At 37.2% G+C, this 21,007-nt stretch carries 17 protein-coding genes; 6 read left to right on the top strand and 11 right to left on the bottom strand.

Annotated features, from left to right (window positions below; translation table 11 throughout):
* The first annotated feature begins 34 nt into the window (after positions 1-34).
* From ACIQZ6_RS06460 to ACIQZ6_RS06450, 3 genes are all read left to right on the top strand, one after another.
* On the top strand, positions 35-931 hold the full coding sequence (locus tag ACIQZ6_RS06460) for an MBL fold metallo-hydrolase (RefSeq protein ID WP_395809337.1): 897 nt from the start codon (positions 35-37) through the stop codon (positions 929-931).
* A 75-nt stretch (positions 932-1,006) separates the two neighbouring features.
* A complete protein-coding gene (locus ACIQZ6_RS06455; protein ID WP_395809374.1) occupies positions 1,007-1,240 on the top strand; it encodes a plastocyanin/azurin family copper-binding protein in 234 nt (77 codons plus the stop codon).
* Between the two features lie 182 nt (positions 1,241-1,422).
* Positions 1,423-2,961 carry a hypothetical protein gene (locus tag ACIQZ6_RS06450; RefSeq protein ID WP_395809335.1) on the top strand — a complete coding sequence of 513 codons (1,539 nt, stop codon included), beginning with the start codon at positions 1,423-1,425 and terminating at the stop codon, positions 2,959-2,961.
* A gap of 100 nt (positions 2,962-3,061) precedes the next feature.
* On the opposite strand, the gene accD is transcribed toward ACIQZ6_RS06450, so the two are convergent.
* The gene (accD, locus tag ACIQZ6_RS06445; RefSeq protein WP_306550532.1) at positions 3,062-3,907 is read right to left on the bottom strand and encodes an acetyl-CoA carboxylase, carboxyltransferase subunit beta; all 846 of its coding nucleotides are present in this window, start codon (positions 3,905-3,907) and stop codon (positions 3,062-3,064) included.
* Between the two features lie 167 nt (positions 3,908-4,074).
* Between accD and fbaA the strand changes: the two genes are divergently transcribed.
* Together fbaA and ACIQZ6_RS06435 are read left to right on the top strand one after the other, a co-directional pair.
* Complete coding sequence (fbaA, locus tag ACIQZ6_RS06440; protein ID WP_395809333.1) at positions 4,075-5,154, top strand: class II fructose-bisphosphate aldolase; 1,080 nt, start codon at positions 4,075-4,077, stop codon at positions 5,152-5,154.
* 93 nt (positions 5,155-5,247) lie between these two features.
* Entirely contained in the window at positions 5,248-5,682 is a 435-nt protein-coding gene (locus tag ACIQZ6_RS06435) for a GNAT family N-acetyltransferase (RefSeq protein ID WP_395809331.1), read from the top strand.
* Between the two features lie 340 nt (positions 5,683-6,022).
* Here the strand turns inward: ACIQZ6_RS06435 and ACIQZ6_RS06430 are convergent, their stop codons facing one another.
* The 6 genes from ACIQZ6_RS06430 to ACIQZ6_RS06405 form a co-directional block, all read right to left on the bottom strand.
* Positions 6,023-6,343, bottom strand: a complete 321-nt coding sequence (locus tag ACIQZ6_RS06430; protein ID WP_395809329.1) for a 2Fe-2S iron-sulfur cluster-binding protein — start codon at positions 6,341-6,343, stop codon at positions 6,023-6,025.
* Between the two features lies 1 nt (position 6,344).
* Entirely contained in the window at positions 6,345-7,349 is a 1,005-nt protein-coding gene (locus ACIQZ6_RS06425; RefSeq protein WP_395809327.1) for an NAD(P)/FAD-dependent oxidoreductase, read from the bottom strand.
* A 32-nt stretch (positions 7,350-7,381) separates the two neighbouring features.
* Entirely contained in the window at positions 7,382-7,837 is a 456-nt protein-coding gene (locus tag ACIQZ6_RS06420) for a MarR family winged helix-turn-helix transcriptional regulator (RefSeq protein WP_395809325.1), read from the bottom strand.
* A gap of 107 nt (positions 7,838-7,944) precedes the next feature.
* A complete protein-coding gene (gene secDF / locus ACIQZ6_RS06415) occupies positions 7,945-10,890 on the bottom strand; it encodes a protein translocase subunit SecDF (RefSeq protein WP_395809323.1) in 2,946 nt (981 codons plus the stop codon).
* Positions 10,891-11,003: 113 nt separating this feature from the next.
* Positions 11,004-11,489: a dihydrofolate reductase gene (locus ACIQZ6_RS06410; protein ID WP_395809321.1), complete on the bottom strand. Its 486-nt coding sequence runs from the start codon at positions 11,487-11,489 to the stop codon at positions 11,004-11,006.
* A 68-nt stretch (positions 11,490-11,557) separates the two neighbouring features.
* Positions 11,558-12,352 (bottom strand): thymidylate synthase, encoded by a 795-nt coding sequence (locus ACIQZ6_RS06405; RefSeq protein ID WP_395809319.1) that lies wholly within the window; start codon positions 12,350-12,352, stop codon positions 11,558-11,560.
* A gap of 423 nt (positions 12,353-12,775) precedes the next feature.
* Here ACIQZ6_RS06405 and ispE point away from each other — a divergent pair, with 423 nt between their 5' ends.
* Entirely contained in the window at positions 12,776-13,609 is an 834-nt protein-coding gene (gene ispE / locus ACIQZ6_RS06400; protein ID WP_395809317.1) for a 4-(cytidine 5'-diphospho)-2-C-methyl-D-erythritol kinase, read from the top strand.
* A gap of 111 nt (positions 13,610-13,720) precedes the next feature.
* On the opposite strand, the gene ACIQZ6_RS06395 is transcribed toward ispE, so the two are convergent.
* The 4 genes from ACIQZ6_RS06395 to ACIQZ6_RS06380 form a co-directional block, all read right to left on the bottom strand.
* Complete coding sequence (locus tag ACIQZ6_RS06395) at positions 13,721-15,826, bottom strand: S9 family peptidase (protein ID WP_395809315.1); 2,106 nt, start codon at positions 15,824-15,826, stop codon at positions 13,721-13,723.
* Between the two features lie 101 nt (positions 15,827-15,927).
* Positions 15,928-17,373, bottom strand: a complete 1,446-nt coding sequence (locus ACIQZ6_RS06390; protein ID WP_395809313.1) for a SusD/RagB family nutrient-binding outer membrane lipoprotein — start codon at positions 17,371-17,373, stop codon at positions 15,928-15,930.
* Positions 17,374-17,384: 11 nt separating this feature from the next.
* Entirely contained in the window at positions 17,385-20,510 is a 3,126-nt protein-coding gene (locus ACIQZ6_RS06385; protein WP_395809311.1) for a SusC/RagA family TonB-linked outer membrane protein, read from the bottom strand.
* Between the two features lie 269 nt (positions 20,511-20,779).
* A partial coding sequence (locus ACIQZ6_RS06380) for a hypothetical protein (protein WP_395809309.1) occupies positions 20,780-21,007 on the bottom strand: 228 nt, incomplete at its 5' end.

The following is a 21,007-nucleotide window of genomic DNA, read 5'->3' as shown; positions in this document are numbered from 1 at the left end:
CTATAGTTATTTTTAACATAAAAATCTTAATTGGATGCAACGTAGAAAATTCATACAACATGCAGGTCTGTCACTTGGAATGATAGCCTTATCTTCTCATCAAACCTTTGCTGATAGTTTATTGCAACCAAAATATAAGTTCAGTTTGCTTAGAAATAATGTGGGCATATTTACCGAGCAGGGTGGAACAATTGCCTGGTTGTCAAATAGTTCAGGAATGGTAGTTGTGGATACTCAATTTCAGGATCCAGCAATGCACCTCATTGCTGAATTAAAAAAAGGATCAGAAAAACCAGTTCAATATTTAATCAATACCCATCATCATGGTGATCATACCGGTGGTAATATTGCCTTTAAAGGCTTAGCTGAAAAAGTAGTCGGGCATGTAAATTGTCTTTCCAATCATCAAAAAACAGCAGCTGCACAAAAATCTGAAGATAAACAGTTGTTTGCTGATACGGTATTTCAAGATCAATGGAAGGCTAAAGTAGGCTCTGAACGTATTCAGGCACACTATTTTGGAGCTGCCCATACCAATGGTGATATCATTGTTCATTTTCAGGATGCTAATATCGCCCATATGGGCGATCTGATGTTTAACAGACGTTATCCTTTTATTGATAGGAGTGCAGGAGCTAATATTCAGAGCTGGACCGAAGTGCTTGAAAAAGCGATAGCTAAATATGATAATGATACATTATTTGTTTTTGGACATTCATTAGATCCAGAGAAGGTTACTGGAAATAAGGAAGATTTAAAAGCAATGCAGAACTATCTTGAAAAGCTTCTGGTTTTTGTTAAAAATGAGATTAAATCAGGTAAGTCTAAAGATGATATCCTAAAAGTAGTTAGTATTCCGGGTGCTGAAGAATTTCAGGGTCAGGGTATACAAAGGAGTTTAACTGCTGCTTATGAGGAGTTAACAGCTTAAAGATCAGTTAGGAGTGATAACTTATCGGTTGAGTTTCTTAAACATACAAGCATATAATAAAATAGGTTAAACCCCATCTACACTGAGATTGTTGAAAAACTGGCCCACGCGATGGCAAATAGCAAAGATGCTTATGCCAAGATTTTTGTTCCTGTAATTTCTGAGGTTCTGTTTTCAACTCCACTGGTTGCCACGGGTAAAAGTTTTAAACTTGATTTTAAAGCACCCAACAAACCTGGCGAATATCCGTTCATATGTACCTTTCCAGGGCATTGGCGCATCATGAAGGGTGTAATAAAAGTTTATTGAGTTTCTTGAAAGTAAATAAGATTTTTAAACTTGGTTGATAAATTTAAATGAAATTCTAACCTAATACCTAGGTAGTTAGGCTATTATTTAAAGTGATAGGGGCTAAGAGATTACAATTTACTTATGCCTTTTACCAGTAAAAAACTAAATTGTAATCTATTGACATGTATATACTTAAGATTATGGCAAATACGATTAGTTTAAATTCAATTTTCAGTCAATTTATAAAGCAATTATTCAAAGCTGCATTATTCATTTCTGTTCTTAGTTTGTTGATTATTTCAACCGATGTTCAAGCTAAGATAAAGGCAGGAGTAGCAAAAAAGGATATTACTGATCGAAGTGCTGGTTTAGTAAATGACCCGCTTTATGTGAAAGCACTGGTATTGGATAATGGCATCACCAAAATGGTGATAATTACTCTAGACGTAGTAGCAATTGAAGAAATCGGCCCAATTAAGGCGGGTTATCTTGCCAAAGTTCGTTCGCAAATTCAGAATGAACTGAATATCCAGGCTTCAAATATTCTAATTAATGTAAGCCATTGCCATGGAATTGTACGGGCTGATACGGATAGTCTGACAGTTGTGGCGGTTAAGGAAGCCTTTCAAAATTTGGTTGCCGTTACTATTGGAAGCGGGACAGGCTATGAGGATAGAATCATGGAAAATCGCCGGTATTTGATGAAGGATGGATCGCAGACAGATGCCCGGCGAGCCTATTCACTTCCTCCTGATCATGAGATTGCAGAAATAGGCAAAACTGACCCCGAAATAGGCATTTTGAAGTTAAATAAGTTAAACGGAGAAACTCTGGCAGTACTTTATAATTTTGCAGTTCACCCAATAGAGGGGGTTCCAAACGGGGGAAATACTGCAGATATTATTGGCTTTGCTTCTAAAGTAATTGAGGATAATTTAAAAGGTTCAATGGCTCTTTTTCTACAGGGCTGTGGTGGAGATATTAATCCTGTGAACTATAAGGGGCTTGATAATCCTACCGATGCCGAGCCGCTGGGTAATATGCTTGGTTTGAGTGTCCTTAAGGCTTTACAAAACATTCAAACAACAAATGATTCAGAAATAAAAGTCATCAATCAGCAAATTGAACTTCCGAGAGCAAACTTCGCCGAACGAATTAGATCCTTAGAAGCCGACCAAAAACGAATATTGAATGCACTGACTGGTACAAACATGAACCTGAAAACATTTATCGCTTTAACAATCAAGTATACTAATTCTACAGAATACCCTTCGTTTTATGGACAAAGGTATTTAAAAGACAAAAAGCAGAATAAAATTGATATGATTCGATTGGATTCCGTAAATAGAAGAGACTTGGAAAATTATCGATCAAATATTTATTTGATGGAACGTTTAACCAGGATTCGTGAAAATCTATCTCTTGTGAAAATGCATCAGCTTAAATCGGCAGGTGCAGAAACAATTAATGTTGAAATTCTTGGCCTGAAAGTTGGAAATATGCGCTTGGTTACTTTTCCTGGCGAACTGACTGTGCAGATTGGTTTAAATATTAAAAAGAATGCGCCCAATAAAAACACCTTCGTGGCAGCATACACTAATGGTTATATTTATTATGCGCCAACTGCTGAACAATTAAGGAATACAGGCGAAGCGCAAGAAGATTCAGATACCAATTTAGCACCCGAATGGCAAATGATGTTTGAACGAAAGGTGGCAGAAATATTGCAGAAACTTTAAATTTTATCTATTCCCAAAAAAAATGTTGAACAGAAATTTATTGTTTTAAGACAAATCTGATATTATTTTTGGATGTGTATTGAATTAGTTCTACTAAGTATTAACTATTAAGCATCCTTAAAAACGATCCCAATTTAGTTTTCATTTGTCGTCTATCAACTATAAAATCAAGGAAACCGTGTTCTAAAACGAATTCTGAAGTTTGAAATCCTTTAGGAAGATCCTTTTTAATGGTTTCTTTAATTACTCTGGGGCCAGCAAATCCGATCAATGCTCCAGGTTCAGAAATATTAATATCCCCTAGCATAGCATAAGAGGCTGTTACGCCGCCTGTTGTAGGGTCAGTCAATAAAGATATATAGGGAATCTTTGCCTTGCTTAAAAGGGCTAATTTGGCCGATGTTTTTGCCATCTGCATTAATGAAAATGCGGCTTCCATCATTCTGGCACCGCCAGATTTAGAAATCATCATGAATGGAATCTTGTTTTTGATACTATAATCAATAGATCGGGCAATTTTTTCACCTACAACTGAACCCATTGAACCACCAATAAAGTTAAAATCCATGCAAGCAATTACAATATCCTGTCCGTCTAATTTTCCAGTTCCTGAGCGAATAGCATCCTTTAAACCGGTTTTTAAATAACTTTCTTCAAGTCGTTCTGTATATTTTTTGGAATCTGTAAAATTGAGAGGATCTCCTGAACGAATGTTTTCGAAAAGCTCAGTAAACTGATTGTCATCGAAAAGAATTTCAAAGTATTCTTTAGAGCCAATGCGTAAATGATATGCGCAATATTGGCAAACGTATTTATTTTCCACTTGCTCTGCATAATGCAAAGGCTTTTTACAGGAAGGGCATTTATTCCACATCCCATCAGGTGTCTCTTTTTTATCCTCGGTAGAAGTAATTATCCCCTTTTTTTCTCTCTTGAACCAGGCCATTTTGGATATATGTATAACGTACAAATAAACGAAAATTTTAAGAAAGCAATGCTCTTGCCTTAACATTGAGTTAACATAAATTGGATTATTCGGATTAATTGGCCCTTTTACATTGAATTTGAGCCTATTTTTCATAATTTAGCAACCTATAATTATTAAAAAAAAAGATGAATTTAAAAGGATTTAAAGGTGTATTGCATGGTGATGCAGTTCAAGAATTATTCGAGATTGCCAAAAAACATCAATTCGCACTGCCTGCCGTTAATGTAATTGGAACCAATTCAATAAATGCAGTGATGGAAACAGCAAAGTCAGTTAATTCACCTGTGATTATTCAGCTTTCAAATGGCGGAGCTCAATTTTATGCTGGAAAATCTTTAAATAATGACAATCTGAATGCGTGCATTCTTGGTGGAGTATCAGCAGCCCAGCATGTTCATCTTCTTGCCGAACATTATGGTGTTGCAGTTATTTTGCATACAGATCATGCGGCAAAAAAGCTTTTACCCTGGATTGATGGTTTACTTGATCATGGTGAAAAATTCTTTGCAATAAATGGAAAACCACTTTATTCTTCACATATGCTTGACCTTTCTGAAGAGTCAATAGAAGAAAACATAGAGATTAGTAAAAAGTATCTTAGCCGCATGAAAGGTATGGGCATGACTCTAGAAATTGAATTAGGTGTTACCGGTGGTGAAGAAGATGGAGTTGATAACAGCGATGTTGACAGTTCAAAATTATATACACAGCCATCTGAAGTGGCTTATGCTTATAAAGAATTGAGTGCAATTAGTGAGAAATTTACCGTCGCAGCTGCTTTTGGTAATGTTCATGGGGTTTATAAGCCAGGCAATGTGAAATTACAACCAGTAATACTTAAAAACTCTCAAGACTATGTTCGTTCAGAATTTAAAATTGCTGCAGAAAAGCCTGTAAATTTTGTATTTCATGGAGGTTCAGGTTCATCTCAGGATGAGATCAGGGAAGCAATTTCTTATGGGGCGATCAAAATGAATATCGATACAGATATGCAATGGGCATATTGGGAAGGGATTAAAGATTATTACAAATCAAAAGAAGCCTATTTGCAAAGTCAAATCGGAAATCCGGAGAGCGAAGATTCACCGAATAAAAAATATTACGACCCGCGCGTTTGGTTACGTAAAGGTGAAGATACTTTTGTAAAGCGTCTGGCACAGGCATTTGAAGATCTCAATTGCTTGAATGTTAATGATAGGCTATAACTAGTGTAATGGTTAAAGGGCCTTAAAAGGGCCCTTTTTTGATAGGTTAAACTACTGGATTCGAGTTGCCTTTAAACTATATTTCAAATTAAAATGAATCAATCAATCGAAGTTAGAAGGGTTAGCACTAAAGAAGAGCTGGAGCAAGTATTTGCAATCCGAAGAATTGTTTTTGTGGATGAGCAGAACTGTCCCCCCGAACTCGAATGGGAATTTGAAGATGAATCTGTACATTTTATTGGAACAGTGAATGCTGAACCTGCAGGTGCAGCTCGTTGGAGGAAAACAGATAAAGGATATAAATTGGAACGCTTTGCCGTTTTAAAGCAGTACAGAGGAATGGGGCTAGGTCAGGCTCTTGTAGGCGCTGTAATAAATGATTTACCTCAAGATGCAACTTATGTTTACCTACATGCTCAGCTAGCTGCAATGTCTTTATATGCTAAATTCGGATTTAAAAAGGCCAGCGAGCAATTCGAGGAAGCTGGGATACAGCATTTTAAGATGGTTTTATCAGTTATCAGTTAAAAGGCGAAAGCTAAAAGCATAAAGCTAAAAGCATAAAGCTAAAAGCATAAAGCTAAAAGTGGAGAAGAGCAATCATTTGAAATGATTAGTAAGAGGCAATTTCCACTAACTAAGCATCTAACCACCTAACCAACTCATAACAGACAACAGACAACAGATAAAAGGCGAAAGCTAAAAGCATAAAGCTAAAAGCATAAAGCTAAAAGTGGAGAAGAGCAATCATTTGAAATGATTATTCAGAGGCAATTTTCACTAACTAACTAACTAACTAACTAACTAACTAACTAACTAACTAACCAACTAACTAACCAACTAACCATCTAACCAACAGACAACAGAATCATTGTTCGTCACCTCTGATCTTGAAAACCATACCATTTAGGTTTTCAGTTATGCGAATCTGACAAGCCAATCTGCTATCAAAACCTGCATCATGCAAGGTATCTAGCATGTCCATTTCATCATTTCCAGCTATTGGCAAATCTTCTAGACCCTTTAATACCTGTACATGGCAGGTAGCACAAAGCGCAATGCCGCCACAGGTTGCCAATATAGAATAGTCTGAAGCCTTCAGTACTTCCATCAGGCTAAGGCTTATTTCTTCAGGTATTTCAACGGCTTGTTGATCTCCGTTCCTATCTTCAATGGTTATTTTGATCATCTTAAAATGCATTTACTCCATAAACAGTTGTGTATTTAAAACTTAATTTCTGATCGGGGTGAACATATTTGAATGCGCTTTGTACCATTAAAGCGGCTTCATGAAATCCACATAAAATCAGTTTAAGTTTCCCAGGGTAGGTATTGATGTCGCCAATTGCGTAAATACGATCTATGTTAGTCGAATAATCAAATGTATTTACCTGAATGGCTGATTTATCAATAGTTAATCCCCATTCTGCGATTGGTCCTAATTTGGGGCTAAGCCCAAATAATGGAATTAAAAAATCTGTCTCAATTGATGTCTTAACCTGGTCTCTTCCTATAAATGATACTTCTTTTAGTTGGTCTGTTCCTGAAACACTCAATAGATTGGATTGAAGGATCAGATCTATTTTGCCATTGTTAGCGAGTTCATGTACTTTTTCAGCTGAATCAGGTGCCCCACGGAATGTATCACCCCGATGAATCAGCGTAACACGTTCTGCAACATCAGAAAGGAATATGGTCCAATCAAGCGCTGAGTCTCCACCACCTGCCAGAATAACTCGTTTGTTCCGGAATGTTTCAGGATTCTTAACCATGTATTCAACCCCTTTGCCTTCAAAATCGATTAGCCCCTCAATATCTGGTTTGCGTGGTTCAAAACATCCCAATCCACCGGCAATTAATACTACTTGGCACTCGATCATTGTGCCATCATTAGTTCCAACTAAAAATGATCCATCATCCTGTTTAACTAATGTTTCAACTCTTTCTCCAAGTGTAAATCCTGGATCAAAAGGAGCAATCTGCTCCATTAACCTTTCTACAAGTTCCTGAGCCTTTATTTCTGGATACCCAGGTATATCATATATTGGTTTATGCGGATAAATTTCAGATAATTGTCCACCAATCTGAGGCAGCGTGTCGATGAGATGACACCTCATCTTTAGTAAGCCTGCTTCAAATACTGCAAAAAGTCCGACAGGTCCGGCACCAATAATACATAGGTCAGTTGAAATCATTTTATAGGTATTAATTTAATTGATAGCGATGTTTAATCAGTATTATATTCATTTTCCTGGTCAAGATTGTTATAGATGGTATCCAGAATTCTTTTCAAATTGATGTAATCTTCTTCCGTTAGGTTTTCCCATGCTTTCATCCGTATCTCCGACATTTTTGGACTCCATGCAGTTACCTGTTTAGTTCCAAGATTGGTCAGATGGACTTTAAAAGATCTTCTGTCAGCAGGATGAACTTTCCTCTCCGTGAGCCCTTTTCTGCAAAGAAGGTCTATTATACGCGTCAGGGTTGGATGATCTTTACCGGTTATTTCTGCCAGCTGACTTTGATTTAAATCATTGTCGCTGCTTAGGTTTTTTAGTATTAACCATTGATCAACCGTTATGTCGTAATTTTCTGCATTAAAGCGACGCTGTGCATATTGCTTTACTTTTCTGGCCGTACGATCGAGCAGATAAGAATAGGTACTAAATAATTCTATTGCCATACTTATTGTTAGTGTGACAAATATCTATATAATTTTATTAGTAAACAAAAAAAAGCATCCGCTGTTGCGAATGCTTTTTAATTTTTATTAAAAATTTTATTTAAGAATTATGCTTTCCCTTTTTCTTTAATGAATTCTACAACAAATGGTGTTGCAACGAACAAGGAAGAATAGGTTCCGAAAATAACACCTATCAACATCGCAAAAGAGAATCCTCTTAATATCTCACCACCAAAGATGAATATGATCAAAAGAACAGCTATTGTACAGATACCGGTGATTACTGTTCTGCTTAGCGTACTGTTCAAGGCATTATTGATCACTGATGGAAGATCTTCATTTTTAGAATGATGCTGACCAATATATTCACGAACACGGTCAAATACAACAACCGTATCATTTATCGAGTATCCCATTACAGTTAATATGGCGGCTACAAAGGCTTGGTCAATATCAAGTGAGAATGGAAGCCATCCATTAAATATGGTGAATATAGCAAGCAATACAAGAACATCATGTACTAGTGCTAGTATTGCTGCAAAACCAAAGGCCATTCTTTTGAATCGTATCAAAATGTACAGGAATATGACTAGGATTGAGAAAATAACTGCCCATATAGCTGATTTTTTAATATCATCAGCAATAGTAGGAGTTACCTTTTGTGAATCCTTTATTTCGTATACAGGGTTAATCTTTTTCAATCCTGAGGCAAGTTTTTCACTTACCTGAGCATTAGCCTGATCAGTATTATCATTGATCAGGTAGGCTGTTGTAATCTTAACCTGATTAGATGATCCAAATGTTTTTACTTCTACTGCAGTTCCAAATTCATCAATTAAGATTGAACGCACGGCTTCAACTTCAACAGGCTTATCGAAAGCTACAAAATAAGCTCTTCCGCCCTGGAAATCTACACCCAGGCTAAATCCTTGAGTAAATGCGGATATTATACCGGCAACAATGATTGCAGCAGATAAGAAATAGAAACGTTTACGACCAGTAATGAAATCGAATTTAGAATCCTTGAATAAATTCTCAGTTGCTTTTATAGAGAAACTGATTGGTTTTTTTCTATCTAATAACCATTCAAAAACTAAACGTGAAATAAATATGGCAGCAAACAGTGAAGTAATAATACCAATCATCAGGGTAGTTGCGAAACCAACAATTGGACCCTGTCCAAAAATATAAAGAATAACACCAGTTAAGAATGTGGTGATATTTGAATCTAAGATTGATGGCATGGCCTTATGGAAACCTTCGGTTATTGCTAATCGGACAGATTTTCCTGCAGTAATTTCTTCACGAATACGTTCATAGATCAATACGTTGGCATCTACCGACATACCTAATGAAAGAACAATACCTGCTATACCTGGTAGTGTTAATACAGCTCCCAATGAAGCAAGTACACCCATAAGGAAGAATAGATTCACCAGTAATGCAATATTTGCAACGATACCAGCAGTGCTGTAATACATTCCCATGAAAATCAAGATGAAAATGATACCAGCAATGGTAGAAAGTAAACCTGCAGAGATTGAAGCTGCTCCAAGAGAAGGACCAACAACATAATCACTAACTATTTTAGCAGGTGCTGGTAATCTTCCGGCTTTCAACACGTTTGCAAGATCCTGTGTATCTTCTACTTTAAAGGTTCCGCTGATGGATGAAATGCCATTTGGGATTTCGCCCTGTACGGTAGGAGCAGAATATACCAGATTGTCTAATACGATAGCAACACTTTTCTTGTTATTTGGATCTGCAGATGCAGCAGCAGTAATTGAACGCCATGCACGAGCACCATCAGCATTCATAACCATAACTACTTCCGGATTACCTTTCTGATCATAATCAGAACGTGCATCCGAAATTACATCTCCTTCAAGAGCCGGACCACCAGCTATACTACTGGTTTTTAAAGCATATAACTCAAAAACTTTACTTTCTTCAGTCATTGGTTTAACGCCCCAGTATAACTTAACATTCTGAGGAATTACTGCTTTAATTGCAGGAGATGAAAGGTATGCATTAACTTTCGCTGTATCCTTTAGAGCTGCATAACCAACAACCGGACCCGGACGTAAGTTAGACTGTCCGTCTTGCCCCTGAAAAGTTGCAGGATTCAAAAGTGCAAATAATGGATTTTGTTTAGCTTGTTCAGCTTGAAGTTTGCTTTTAATTGACGCACTATCAGTTTTATTACTGTCTTTTTTACCTAATGCAGCAAGTTTGCTTTTTGTGGTATCCTGAGCCGCTGCACTTGTTGTATCAACAGACTTTGCTGTGGTGGCTAGAATACTGTTTACATTCTGTAGTAAACCAAAGATCTCAGTATTGTCATAAGTTTCCCAGAATTCAAGCTTTGCCGAACCCTGTAATAATTTACGAACACGATCAGGATCAGTAACACCAGGCAATTCAATCAGAATACGATTGGTTCCTTGTTGTTTTTGAATATTAGGAGAGGTTACTCCAAATTTATCGATACGTGTACGTAGAATATTGAAGGAAAGATCAATAGCACCATCGGCAGATTTTCTAAGGAAGTCTAAAACTGCCGTATTATCTGCATCAACCTTTAAGTTGGATGAATTTTCTTTTGTTGCGAATAGGGTAGCAAGTCTGGTATTCGGACTTACTTTTTCGAATTCTCTTCCAAAAGCAGAAATGAAATCATTATCGCCTTGAGCTATTGCTAATTCTGCATTTTTAATTGCTGCATTGAAATTTGCATCAGTGCTATTGTTAGCAAGATTTCGTACCATTTCACTTAATGAAATTTCCATGGTTACGTTCATACCACCTTTTAAATCAAGGCCTAGTGGAATTTCGCGTTCCTTAGCATACTGATAGGTGATATAATCCAGATTTCCAAATACAGGTAACGATGCTACCGAATCGAGATAACTTTTCTCTTTAGGGGCATCTCCTTTAGCAAATTCCTGAGCATCTTTTTCAACTTTATTCGCTATCCATGTGAACGAGAGGGAATACAAACACGCTATTGTAAGCGATATTGCAGCGAATTTTATTAATCCTTTACCTTGCATTTTATTTTAATTGTCTATTAATGTTGATTTAAGCCTATTTTGGTTAAGACGCCAAAGCTAATTAAATTTTTGTTTTTTGGAATAATTCTTTATCAGAGAAATATCTAGTTCATTCAAAATCTTGTATATTTTTTAAAATTATAGGAATAAATATTCTTTTCATCAGGCTTGTGGATACTATTTGAGCTTTCTTCCCATGTTTGTTCATCTAAAGGTGGGAAAAATGTATCTGCATCAAAATCATGTTGAATAACTGTCAAGAAAATACAATCAACAAGCGGAAGAGCCTGTTCAAATATTTGTGCTCCACCAATGATGTAGATATCATTTTCCTTTGTGCATAATTCTAAAGCGTCTTGAAGTGATCGGCATACCTCTGCACCAGGTATTTCAAGGTTTGATTGTCTACTGATCACAATATTTCGTCTGTTTGGCAGTACTCTCCCAATAGAATCAAAGGTCTTTCTTCCCATAATTATGGGAAATCCTGTAGTCAGTTTTTTGAAATGAAGCAGGTCAGCTGGCAAATGCCACGGTAGTTGATTGTTTTTTCCAATCCCATTCTTTTCATCTACAGCAACTATTAGGTTTATTTTCATCAGAATAAAATTGTTTTTTGTAATGATTATGCCCGCCAAACAAAAGTTTATGTAGGGTTTTAAAAATATTATATCGCCACAGCTCCTTTAATATGAGGATGAGGGTCATAATTTTCGAGCTCAAAATCTTCGAATTTAAAATCGAAAATATTTTTTATCTCAGGGTTCAATTTCATGACAGGTAGTGGTCTACATTCACGACTTAATTGGAGTTTGGTTTGATCCAGATGATTATTATATAAATGGGCATCTCCAAGGGTATGTACAAAATCGCCAGCCTGAAGGCCGCATACCTGAGCAACCATCATGGTTAGTAGAGCATAGGATGCAATATTGAAAGGTACACCTAGAAATATGTCTGCGCTCCTTTGATAAAGTTGACAGCTTAATTTGCCGTCGGCAACATAAAACTGAAAAAAGCTATGGCAGGGTGGAAGTGCCATGTTTTCAATTTGCGCAACATTCCATGCAGATACGATCAGTCGCCTTGAATCTGGATTTTTTTTAATCTGATCAATCACCTGACTAATCTGATCAATATGTCCGCCATCTGGTTTGGGCCATGAGCGCCATTGTGAACCGTACACTGGTCCGAGTTCTCCATTTTCATCAGCCCATTCATCCCAAATACTAACCCCATTCTCTTTTAAATAACTGATATTGGTTTCACCCTTCAAAAACCATATTAGTTCATGAATAATTGACCTCAGGTGCACTTTCTTTGTTGTAACCATTGGAAATCCATCCAGCAAATTAAATCGCATCTGATAACCGAATACACTGATCGTACCAGTACCCGTACGATCATGTTTTTGGGTTCCATTTTGCAATACATGCTGCATTAAATCGTGATATTGTTTCATGATGGGGGTATCAGTTGGTTGTCAGTTGTCAGTTATCAGTTATCAGTTGTCAGTTATCAGTTATCAGTTATCAGTTGTCAGTTATTAGTTATCAGTTGGTTAGGTGGTTAGTTATTAGTTGGTTAGTTATTAGTTGGTTAGTTGGTTAGTTATTAGTTGGTTAGTTAGTTGTTAGTTGGTTCGATTTGAATTGGACTAATCATTTCAAATGATTGCTCTTCTTTGCTCTTCTTTGCTTTTACCTTTTCGCTTTCAGCTTTCCCTTTCAGCTTTCCCCTTTCAGCTTTCACCTTTTCGCTTTTCGCTTTCCCCTTTCAGCTTTCACCTTTTCGCTTTTCGCTTTCCCCTTTAAACTTATAACCTATAACTTAACACTTATAACTTATCTACAAATAAAATAAATGTATTTTTGTCATCCTATAAATGTTCATAAATAATAGTGATGTTCACAATATGATCGTGTTTCCAAATGCTAAAATAAACATCGGATTAAACATTCTTAGCCGTCGTGAGGATGGATTTCATAATCTGGAGACAATTTTTTATCCTCTAGCTGTTAGGGATGCTTTAGAAGTAGTTGAAGCTGACCAACTGAAGTTTACTTCTTCAGGATTGGAAATACCGGGAAATCCTACAGATAATTTATGCTTAAAGGCTTATGATCTTTTATCCAAGGACTATAAATTGCCTCCAGTACATATTCATCTTCACAAACATATTCCAATTGGTGCTGGTTTAGGAGGTGGATCAGCCGATGCCTCATTTTTTATCAGGCTGATGAATGAAAAGTTTGAATTAGGGATGGATGCCGCTCAGATGGAGGCTTATGCTTCAAAATTAGGCTCAGATTGCGCATTTTTCGTACAAAATAAGCCCGCTTTAGCGCATGGAAAGGGTGATCAACTACAAACTATTGAACTTGATCTGAGTAATTATTTTATCATTTTAGTGATGCCCGTAGTTCAAGTTTCTACATCTGATGCCTACAGGGGTATTCGTCCTGCTGCAATGGAAAGTTCATTAGCTGATCTGATAAAATTGCCTGTTGAAGCATGGAAAGCTGTAATAAAAAATGATTTTGAACCTTCTGTTTTTTTGCAATATCCCATAATTGCTGAGATAAAATCAAAATTATACAGTGCCGGTGCTCTATATGCATGTATGAGTGGAAGTGGCTCTTCAGTATTTGGGATATTTGACAAAGAGTTAAAATTGCCTGGTTTAGAGCAGGATAATAAGGTTTTTTATGGAGTGTAAATGAAGTTTGACAATTGAATATCTAATTAAAAATACAATCAATATATCCAATTGTCAAACTACTATATTTAAGATAAGCCCTACCAGATTTAACGTCTAAATTTCTATTTCTTACCTATTTGTTAGCTTTCTTTTTAAAAAATCGGCAGTAACTTCACTAACTTTTAAGGCATTGGTAAATTTCATCCAGTGATGTGTATCATCAGGAATTGCTAGATATTCAAAAGCAAATTTTTTATTTTCAAAACGTCTTGCAAGATCAACACTCTGACTGAAAGATACATTTCTATCATCATCTGCGTGTATAATTAGAGTGGGTGATGTCCAGGTATCTAGATAACTTACCGGCGAAGATTTTTTTACTGCCTGTTCAGCCAGTGCTGCATCTGGTGCGGGTTCTTTACCGGTAGTTAACGGACTACTGAATCGATTGTTTACTCCGTGAATATCTACTCCTGCTGCGAAAAGCGGTGAATCTTTACCCAGTCCAAGCGCGACCAGATAGCCACCATAAGAACCACCATAGATTCCTATACGTTTATTATCAATTTCTGGTTGACTAGCAAGCCATTCACCAGCTGCTTTTACATCCAGGTATTCTGACGCACCTAAAGCTCCGGCATTTACAGCTTTTTGAAAATTATATCCATAACCGATACCCAGCCTGTAATTCACAGACAGAACTGTAAATCCAATGCTCGTCAGATATTGGTTTAGCGCATAATCTATTGAGTAATAATCCATAAAATGCCAACCAACCAGCATTTGACGCTGTGGGCCACCATGAACATAAACTATAGCCGGTCGTTTACCTGATGAAGATTGTTTAGGTTCAAATAACTGCCCATAAACTGTTTGGCCGTCAGCAGCTTTAAAGCTGATGTGGCTGGGTTTAACCAATTGATTATGAGGGAATTCTTTGGGAATCAAATCTTCCGAAAGAAGTTTAGGTTTACTGCTATTGAAACCCATTACTGCAGGTAATAATGGTCTTTGGGCCGTAGAGCTTAAATATGCGATGTTTAACATATCACCAGTGAACACTGGATAGGCTTCAATACCGGTTCCTTTGGTAAGAATTTCCATGTCAGCTTTTTCTACAGATACTTTTCCAATATGTCTTCGATCAATATCTTCTTTATCCTTGCCGGCATTTGCAGCAAATACTAGACTTTTTCCATCTCCGCTAAGCTTGATTTGTTCAACCATGAAATTTCCAGGAGTAAGTAGTAATTCTGGACCACCTGTAGATTTTATTGAATACAGATGCGGCCATCCATCCTGATAAGAAACAAATACGATCCGGTTTAAAGCTGCCCAATGTAAATTAGTTCCACCTTCAGTAGATGGGTATGAGCCTTCTAATGTTTCAGGAGCCTTCCAAATGGATCTTCCTTGTCCGCTTAAAATATCTACTGTCCATATTGCCCATGGCTGATGCTTTCTTGCAAATATGGAATCTGTTTCTCCTCCTGATCCAGGTGTTCTTATAAATGCCACTTCTTTACCATCTGGCGACCATCTAGGTGTTGCATCTTTTGAAAATGAAGGCAGTAGCCAGTTTATAGGAGTTTTTTCATCGGTATAGATACCAATAAATGAATGGTCGCCACGGGATGAAACAAATGCAAGTTTGCTACCATCTGGCGACCATAATGCAGAGCCATTTGATCCGCGAGAATTAAATAGGGGTTTTGCGGGTGTAGCACCATTAATGGCGGTTGACCAGATCTGTCCACCTTTTGTAAATAGTACGCTGTCATTATTGGGTGAAATAACAGGATTGTCACCTTCAGCAAGAATTATTGGCTTTGCTCCTTCAAATGGAATGCTAATTAGCTGTACTTTAGCGCCCGCTGGGTCAAATGAAGGGTTTACAGGCACGTTTCCTTCTCGTGAGCTATGATCTCCACCTCTTACAAAAACAATCCATTTGCCGTCGTCTGAGAGCGTCAAACTGCTGATCTCCTGTCCGTCATCTTTAGTAAAAGCTGTTAACCTTCTTGGATTGAATTCAGGACCTTCTGCTACATAAATATTTCTCAATCCTTTTTCATTCATTGCCCATGCAATTCTTGAACCTGTGGCGCTGCTGGTTAATTCTGTTGGAAAGGGATAGCTTAAAATATTTTCTAATGAAAACGATTGTGACAGTGCCTTGTTAGAACTTAGTATAAGAACAGACAGGAATAGGGGAAGTATTATTTTCTTGATCATTACTTATTGTTTTTTAGTTTGTGACCCTTAACCACTATAAATTCATTAGGCATAAAAAAGCCCTGACTAAAGTCAGGGCTTTTAATAATATCAGGAAATTTTTATAAATCCCACCATAATTTAGTAGTTCTTGCAACGCCTGCGGGAACATTTACACCATTTTTACTGCGTTCTCCCAAAGGATAATCGAGTCTTCTGATAAATGATGTTAGTACTGAGCTTTGCGGTAGTGTGAAATCTTTATACTTATAATCATACCTACGGGCATCATTGAATGCTTCAGGATTTAAATAGGTAGCTACATATTTCTCTTTGAAGATCAAATCTAACGTTAAATTAGAAGAGCCAACTGCTACCCGTGTATCAGCCATATAAGCATCGCGCTCTGTGGCTGGAACCTGTAATTTATCCATATTTGCACGGATACCAGCTAAATATGCTGTGTATGCTCTTGCACGATCAGATGAGAATGCAGCTTCTGCCTCAATGAATTTAAGCTCTGCAAAAGTTGCAATTAACAGTGGCGATGTATCGCTGGTCCATGGTGAGTTGAATGAAATGTAGTTTTCATCCTTGGTAGTGTTATTAAAAGTTCCATTGATTCTGTTTCCAGCGCCATTTACTGTACCTATATAAGGAGGGTAAGTAGGGTTGCCCGGAACTACGGTTGCATCTGTAATTCTTTTGATCCTTGGATCAAAAAGACCGTATGTTTTTCCGTTTAGGTGATCAACAAATTGTTCTGATAACCAGCCTCCCAAACTTAATGCAGCATTGTTTCTTGAAACAGTTGCCCAGTTATTACGCAAAACAAATGTGGCCATTCCTGCATCATCTGCATTTGATGAATAAGAATTAGTTGTAGCAGCTAAGACAGCTGTTGCATTGAAAGTGGTAGTCTTCCTTACTTTAATAAGGAGACGAGCTTTTAATGCATAGGCAGTTTTTAACCATTTTGCACGGTCGCCAGCGTGGATCAAATCACTTGCACCTGTTAATTTAATTGTTGCAGTTGTTTTTGCAAGTTCAGTGATTGCTTCATCAATAAGAGTCATCGAGGAAGTATATACTGCCTGATCGGAATCATATTTAGGTGTAAAATTGCTCGAGTTGAATGCTTCAGAATATGGAGCAGCCCCCCAGAGGTCATTAATCATCATTAGGTTATATGCAAGAAGAACATTTGCAACACCTAGATATTCACTTGAACTTTGTTTGATTGCAAGCTTCTTCATTTCATTGACATCAGCCATAGCGAAATAAAGGGCATCCCACATGCCTGTGAAATCAATGGTTTCATAGATATCACTTGCTGCAGCAGCCGTTGGATTTGCAGTGTACTGAACGTATGAAGAAACATTACTTCCAACTGTGAAAGAGTTTAATCCGGCCTTGGCTGTTGAAGTTGCCAGAAGTGCCGGAAGTGTAGCTACAGAAACCTGGTTAGGATTGGTGCTAAGCTCATCAAAATATTCTTTACCGCAACCTTGTAAGGTTAATGCAGCGCCGGCAATTATGATTAGAGAGTATTTATATATTTTGTGCATGATCATAATCTTTAAAATCCAACATTAAGTGTAAATAAAAATGTTCTTGCGGCAGGGTAGGTCATACCCGCAGAACCGTCCACATTACTTCCGCTATCTGCAGATAATGACTCTGGATCTAATCCATAGTAATCAGTACGCAAGAATAGGTTATTTCCTGTGATCGCTATATTCGCATTACGAATAGTCTTTGCAGGTAACCATTTAGATGGTAATGAATAAGATAAACTTGCAGAACGTAAACGTATCCATGATGCATCCTGTACAAATGGTTCTGAAAGTGATCTGTGATATAGTCTATAATATCCTTCACCATAATTTACACCATCAGGACCTGTTCTTTGATCCAGCCAAACTGATTTAGTATTAGCCGAACCATCAGCAAGATTACCAGGGAAAGTATAGAATGATCTACGATTAGCAGTGTAATCTGCAATACCAAATGCAGAGTTAAAGTTTTCTAATCTATTGAACTTCTCAAAACCCCAACGGGCATCAATAAGCGTTGATAACGTGATTTTCTTGTAAGTAAAGTTATTTGAGAATCCACCGATCCAATCTGGTTGTGAATTACCCAGTAATTTTTGCTTAGTTAGTGAAGATATAGGGAAGCCATTAGCACCGATCAAAAGTGGTTTTGATTTATCAGTACGCATTGGATCTTCTACATCAGTTCCATAATAACGCAAGTAATAGGATCCATAGATATTTCCATAAGCTTGTCCGGGAATGATCTTAAACGTTACTGGTGAGTTAATGTAACCACCTGTTCCTGCTCCATAAACGATCTCACTTAAACCTTCTTTAAGACTGATAACCTTGTTTCTGTTTGCAGAAAAATTAAGTGTTGCATCCCATGTAAAATCTTTTGTTTTGATTGGAGTTCCACCTAAAACAAGTTCAATTCCTTTATTACGGATAGTTCCAGCATTGATTGAAGCAGTTACATATCCAGTTGTTGAAGAAATCTGTGCTCTGGTAATCTGATCTTTACTTAATGAATAGTAGTAGGTCAAATCAAAGCTTAAACGATTTTTAAGGAATGCCATTTCAAGTCCTGCCTCGTAAGTATCCGTAAACTCTGGTCTTAAGTTAATATCACCTAGGTTAGACGCAATGGTAAGTCCAGTTGTTCCTGTAGGTAAGCCCGAATAGTTTGAGAAACCGGTTGAAGTAGAGTATGGAGAAGCATCCTTTCCAATTTGAGCATAAGATAATCTCACTTTACTTTGTCCTATAAATGCAGGCAATTTCAAGTTATCAGAGAAAACATAACTTAAACTTGCAGAAGGATAAAAGAATGATCTGTTATCTGCAGAAAGTGTAGATGTAATATCATTACGTCCTGTTAAAGTTAAAAACAAATAGTTTTTGTAGTCAAACGTAGCTTCACCAAAGAAACCATTGGAACGATATTCATTCAAACCTTGTGATACTGCAAGAGTTTTTGCATTCATTAGTCTGAAATCATTATAGATACTTAGAACACTTCCTAAAACACCATTGTCTTTCGTGCTTCTATCATAAAGTTCATAACCTAAACGAAGAGTTCCACTGATGTCTTTCGTGACTTGTTTGGTAGCAGTTGCAAGGAATGTAGAGTTAATAGCTCTGTAAGAAGTCAGGTATTCGCCAACAAAACCATCGGCATTATCATATACGGCTTCACCCGGAATGCCTAGTCTTCCTGGAGCTGTACGCTTACGGCTATCTGTATAAGTATCAACACCAACACGATAATTGAAATTCAACCAGCTGGTTGGAGCATAACCTACATTTGCACCTGCTATATAGCGATTTACATCGTCCTTTAATCTGTTAGTAGCTGCACCAAATATTGGGTTGTTTGTACCTCTCCATTTTTGAGTGCCATTTTCATTTATGTAATCTCTTACATCCCAGCGACCTGAAAAATAGGTCAAACTTTCACCATAGCGATCGGCATCAAAACGATAGCCTCCAGAATTGTTAAAGCTCATGTTTACTCCTGCAACGATTTTCGGACTGATCTTAATATCGGTATTCAATCTTGCTGATAAGTTCTTATAATCAGTAAATGGTAACATACCATCATGATTGAACTGAGATACAGATGAGAAAAATTTAACGGCCTCTGAACCGCCGGCAACAGAAACTGTGTTTCTTAACTGGCTTCCAGTATCAAAGGCGTTTTTATAGTTCTCGTAAATAAAATCTGGGTGAGTTGGATCAATCGCTTTTGCTTCGGCAATTGTTGGCCCCCATGCTGGTCCTAGTCCAATTGGAGTATAAACCCCAAGAATTCCTGCAGTATATTCTTTTTGAATAGCAGGCGTTTTATTAACATTTTCGAAACCATAAGTGCTGGTTAAGTTTGTTCTTACGCCAGCACCTTTTCCTTTTCTAGTAGTAATTAATACAACACCATTTGATCCTCTTAGACCATACAAGGCTGTTGCGGCACCACCTTTCAGAATATTGATCGTTTCAATATCATCTGGGTTTATATCTGAAGCTCTGTTACCTACCGAACGCACGTTTACTCCTGATCCAGAACCTTGAGTTGAAGTAGAGTTGTCAATTTGTATACCGTCAATTACATATAAAGGATCATTTGAAGCAGATGCATCAATAGAGTTAATACCTCTAATGCGGATGTTCGCACCCTGACCAGGTCCACCACCTACACTCGATATAGTTGCTCCGGCAATTTTACCCTGCAATGCATTTAGAATATTTGGCTGACGATTAATATTCAGTTCTTCAGATTTTACTCCCTGAGCAGCATATCCTAATGATTTTTGTTGACGGGAAATACCTAAACCGGTAGTTACAACAACTTCTTCTAGTTGTTTACTATCCGTATTCATTGCAACATTTATAGTGCTTTGAGTACCTACGCGCACTTCTTGTATTGAAAAACCGATAAACGTAAATACCAAAGTAGCTTCATTTCCAGGTACCTGGATGCGGTAATTTCCATTAGGGTCAGTTGTGGCCCCAGTACTTGTGCCTTTTACTCTAACGCTTACTCCCGGAAGCGTGCTTCCGTCTTCGGCGATGGTAACCTTACCATTTATTTCTCTTACCTGGGCGCTGGCGCTCATGGTCAGAAATAATAAAATGGGAAGAAAAAAGAGGGTATAGATTTTTTTCATAAAAACATGATTAGATTGTTAATAATTTGGAAAATTATGAAATAATATGAAAGTAAAGAAAAATATTCTGATTTTTTCGAATCAACAAAGCGGTTTTTTGACACTTAAATGAATTAATGTTGCAAATAATTTATTCGTGTATTCCTTTTGTCTTTTGAATAATTAAAAGCACTGATTGTCAAATAAGGTACAATTAAATGCCCAATGGAATTTAATTTGACTGCTAAATTTACTATTGACTGATTGCGATTTTATAAACTGATGAAATCCTATCGAATATATTCCCGATCCTCATCGCTTAATTGGTCTTGTTTTTCTGTATTTGAGTTTATATAATCATCTTCATCGTTCTCAGAATCATCTTTGATCATAGATTTTTTCCCTGGTCGTCCCGCCAAATATCCTACAATGAGTCCCAAACCAAACATGAATCCTAGAACAGCTAATTTTGGAATTTCGGCATCTCCGAAAATCCAGAAATCGATTTCTTCAGTATT

Origin of the sequence: Daejeonella sp. (genome assembly GCF_044348475.1) — a bacterium.
GTDB lineage: Bacteria > Bacteroidota > Bacteroidia > Sphingobacteriales > Sphingobacteriaceae > Daejeonella.
Note: the sequence above shows the minus strand (reverse complement) of the source record. Positions and strands in the feature narration are given on the sequence as shown.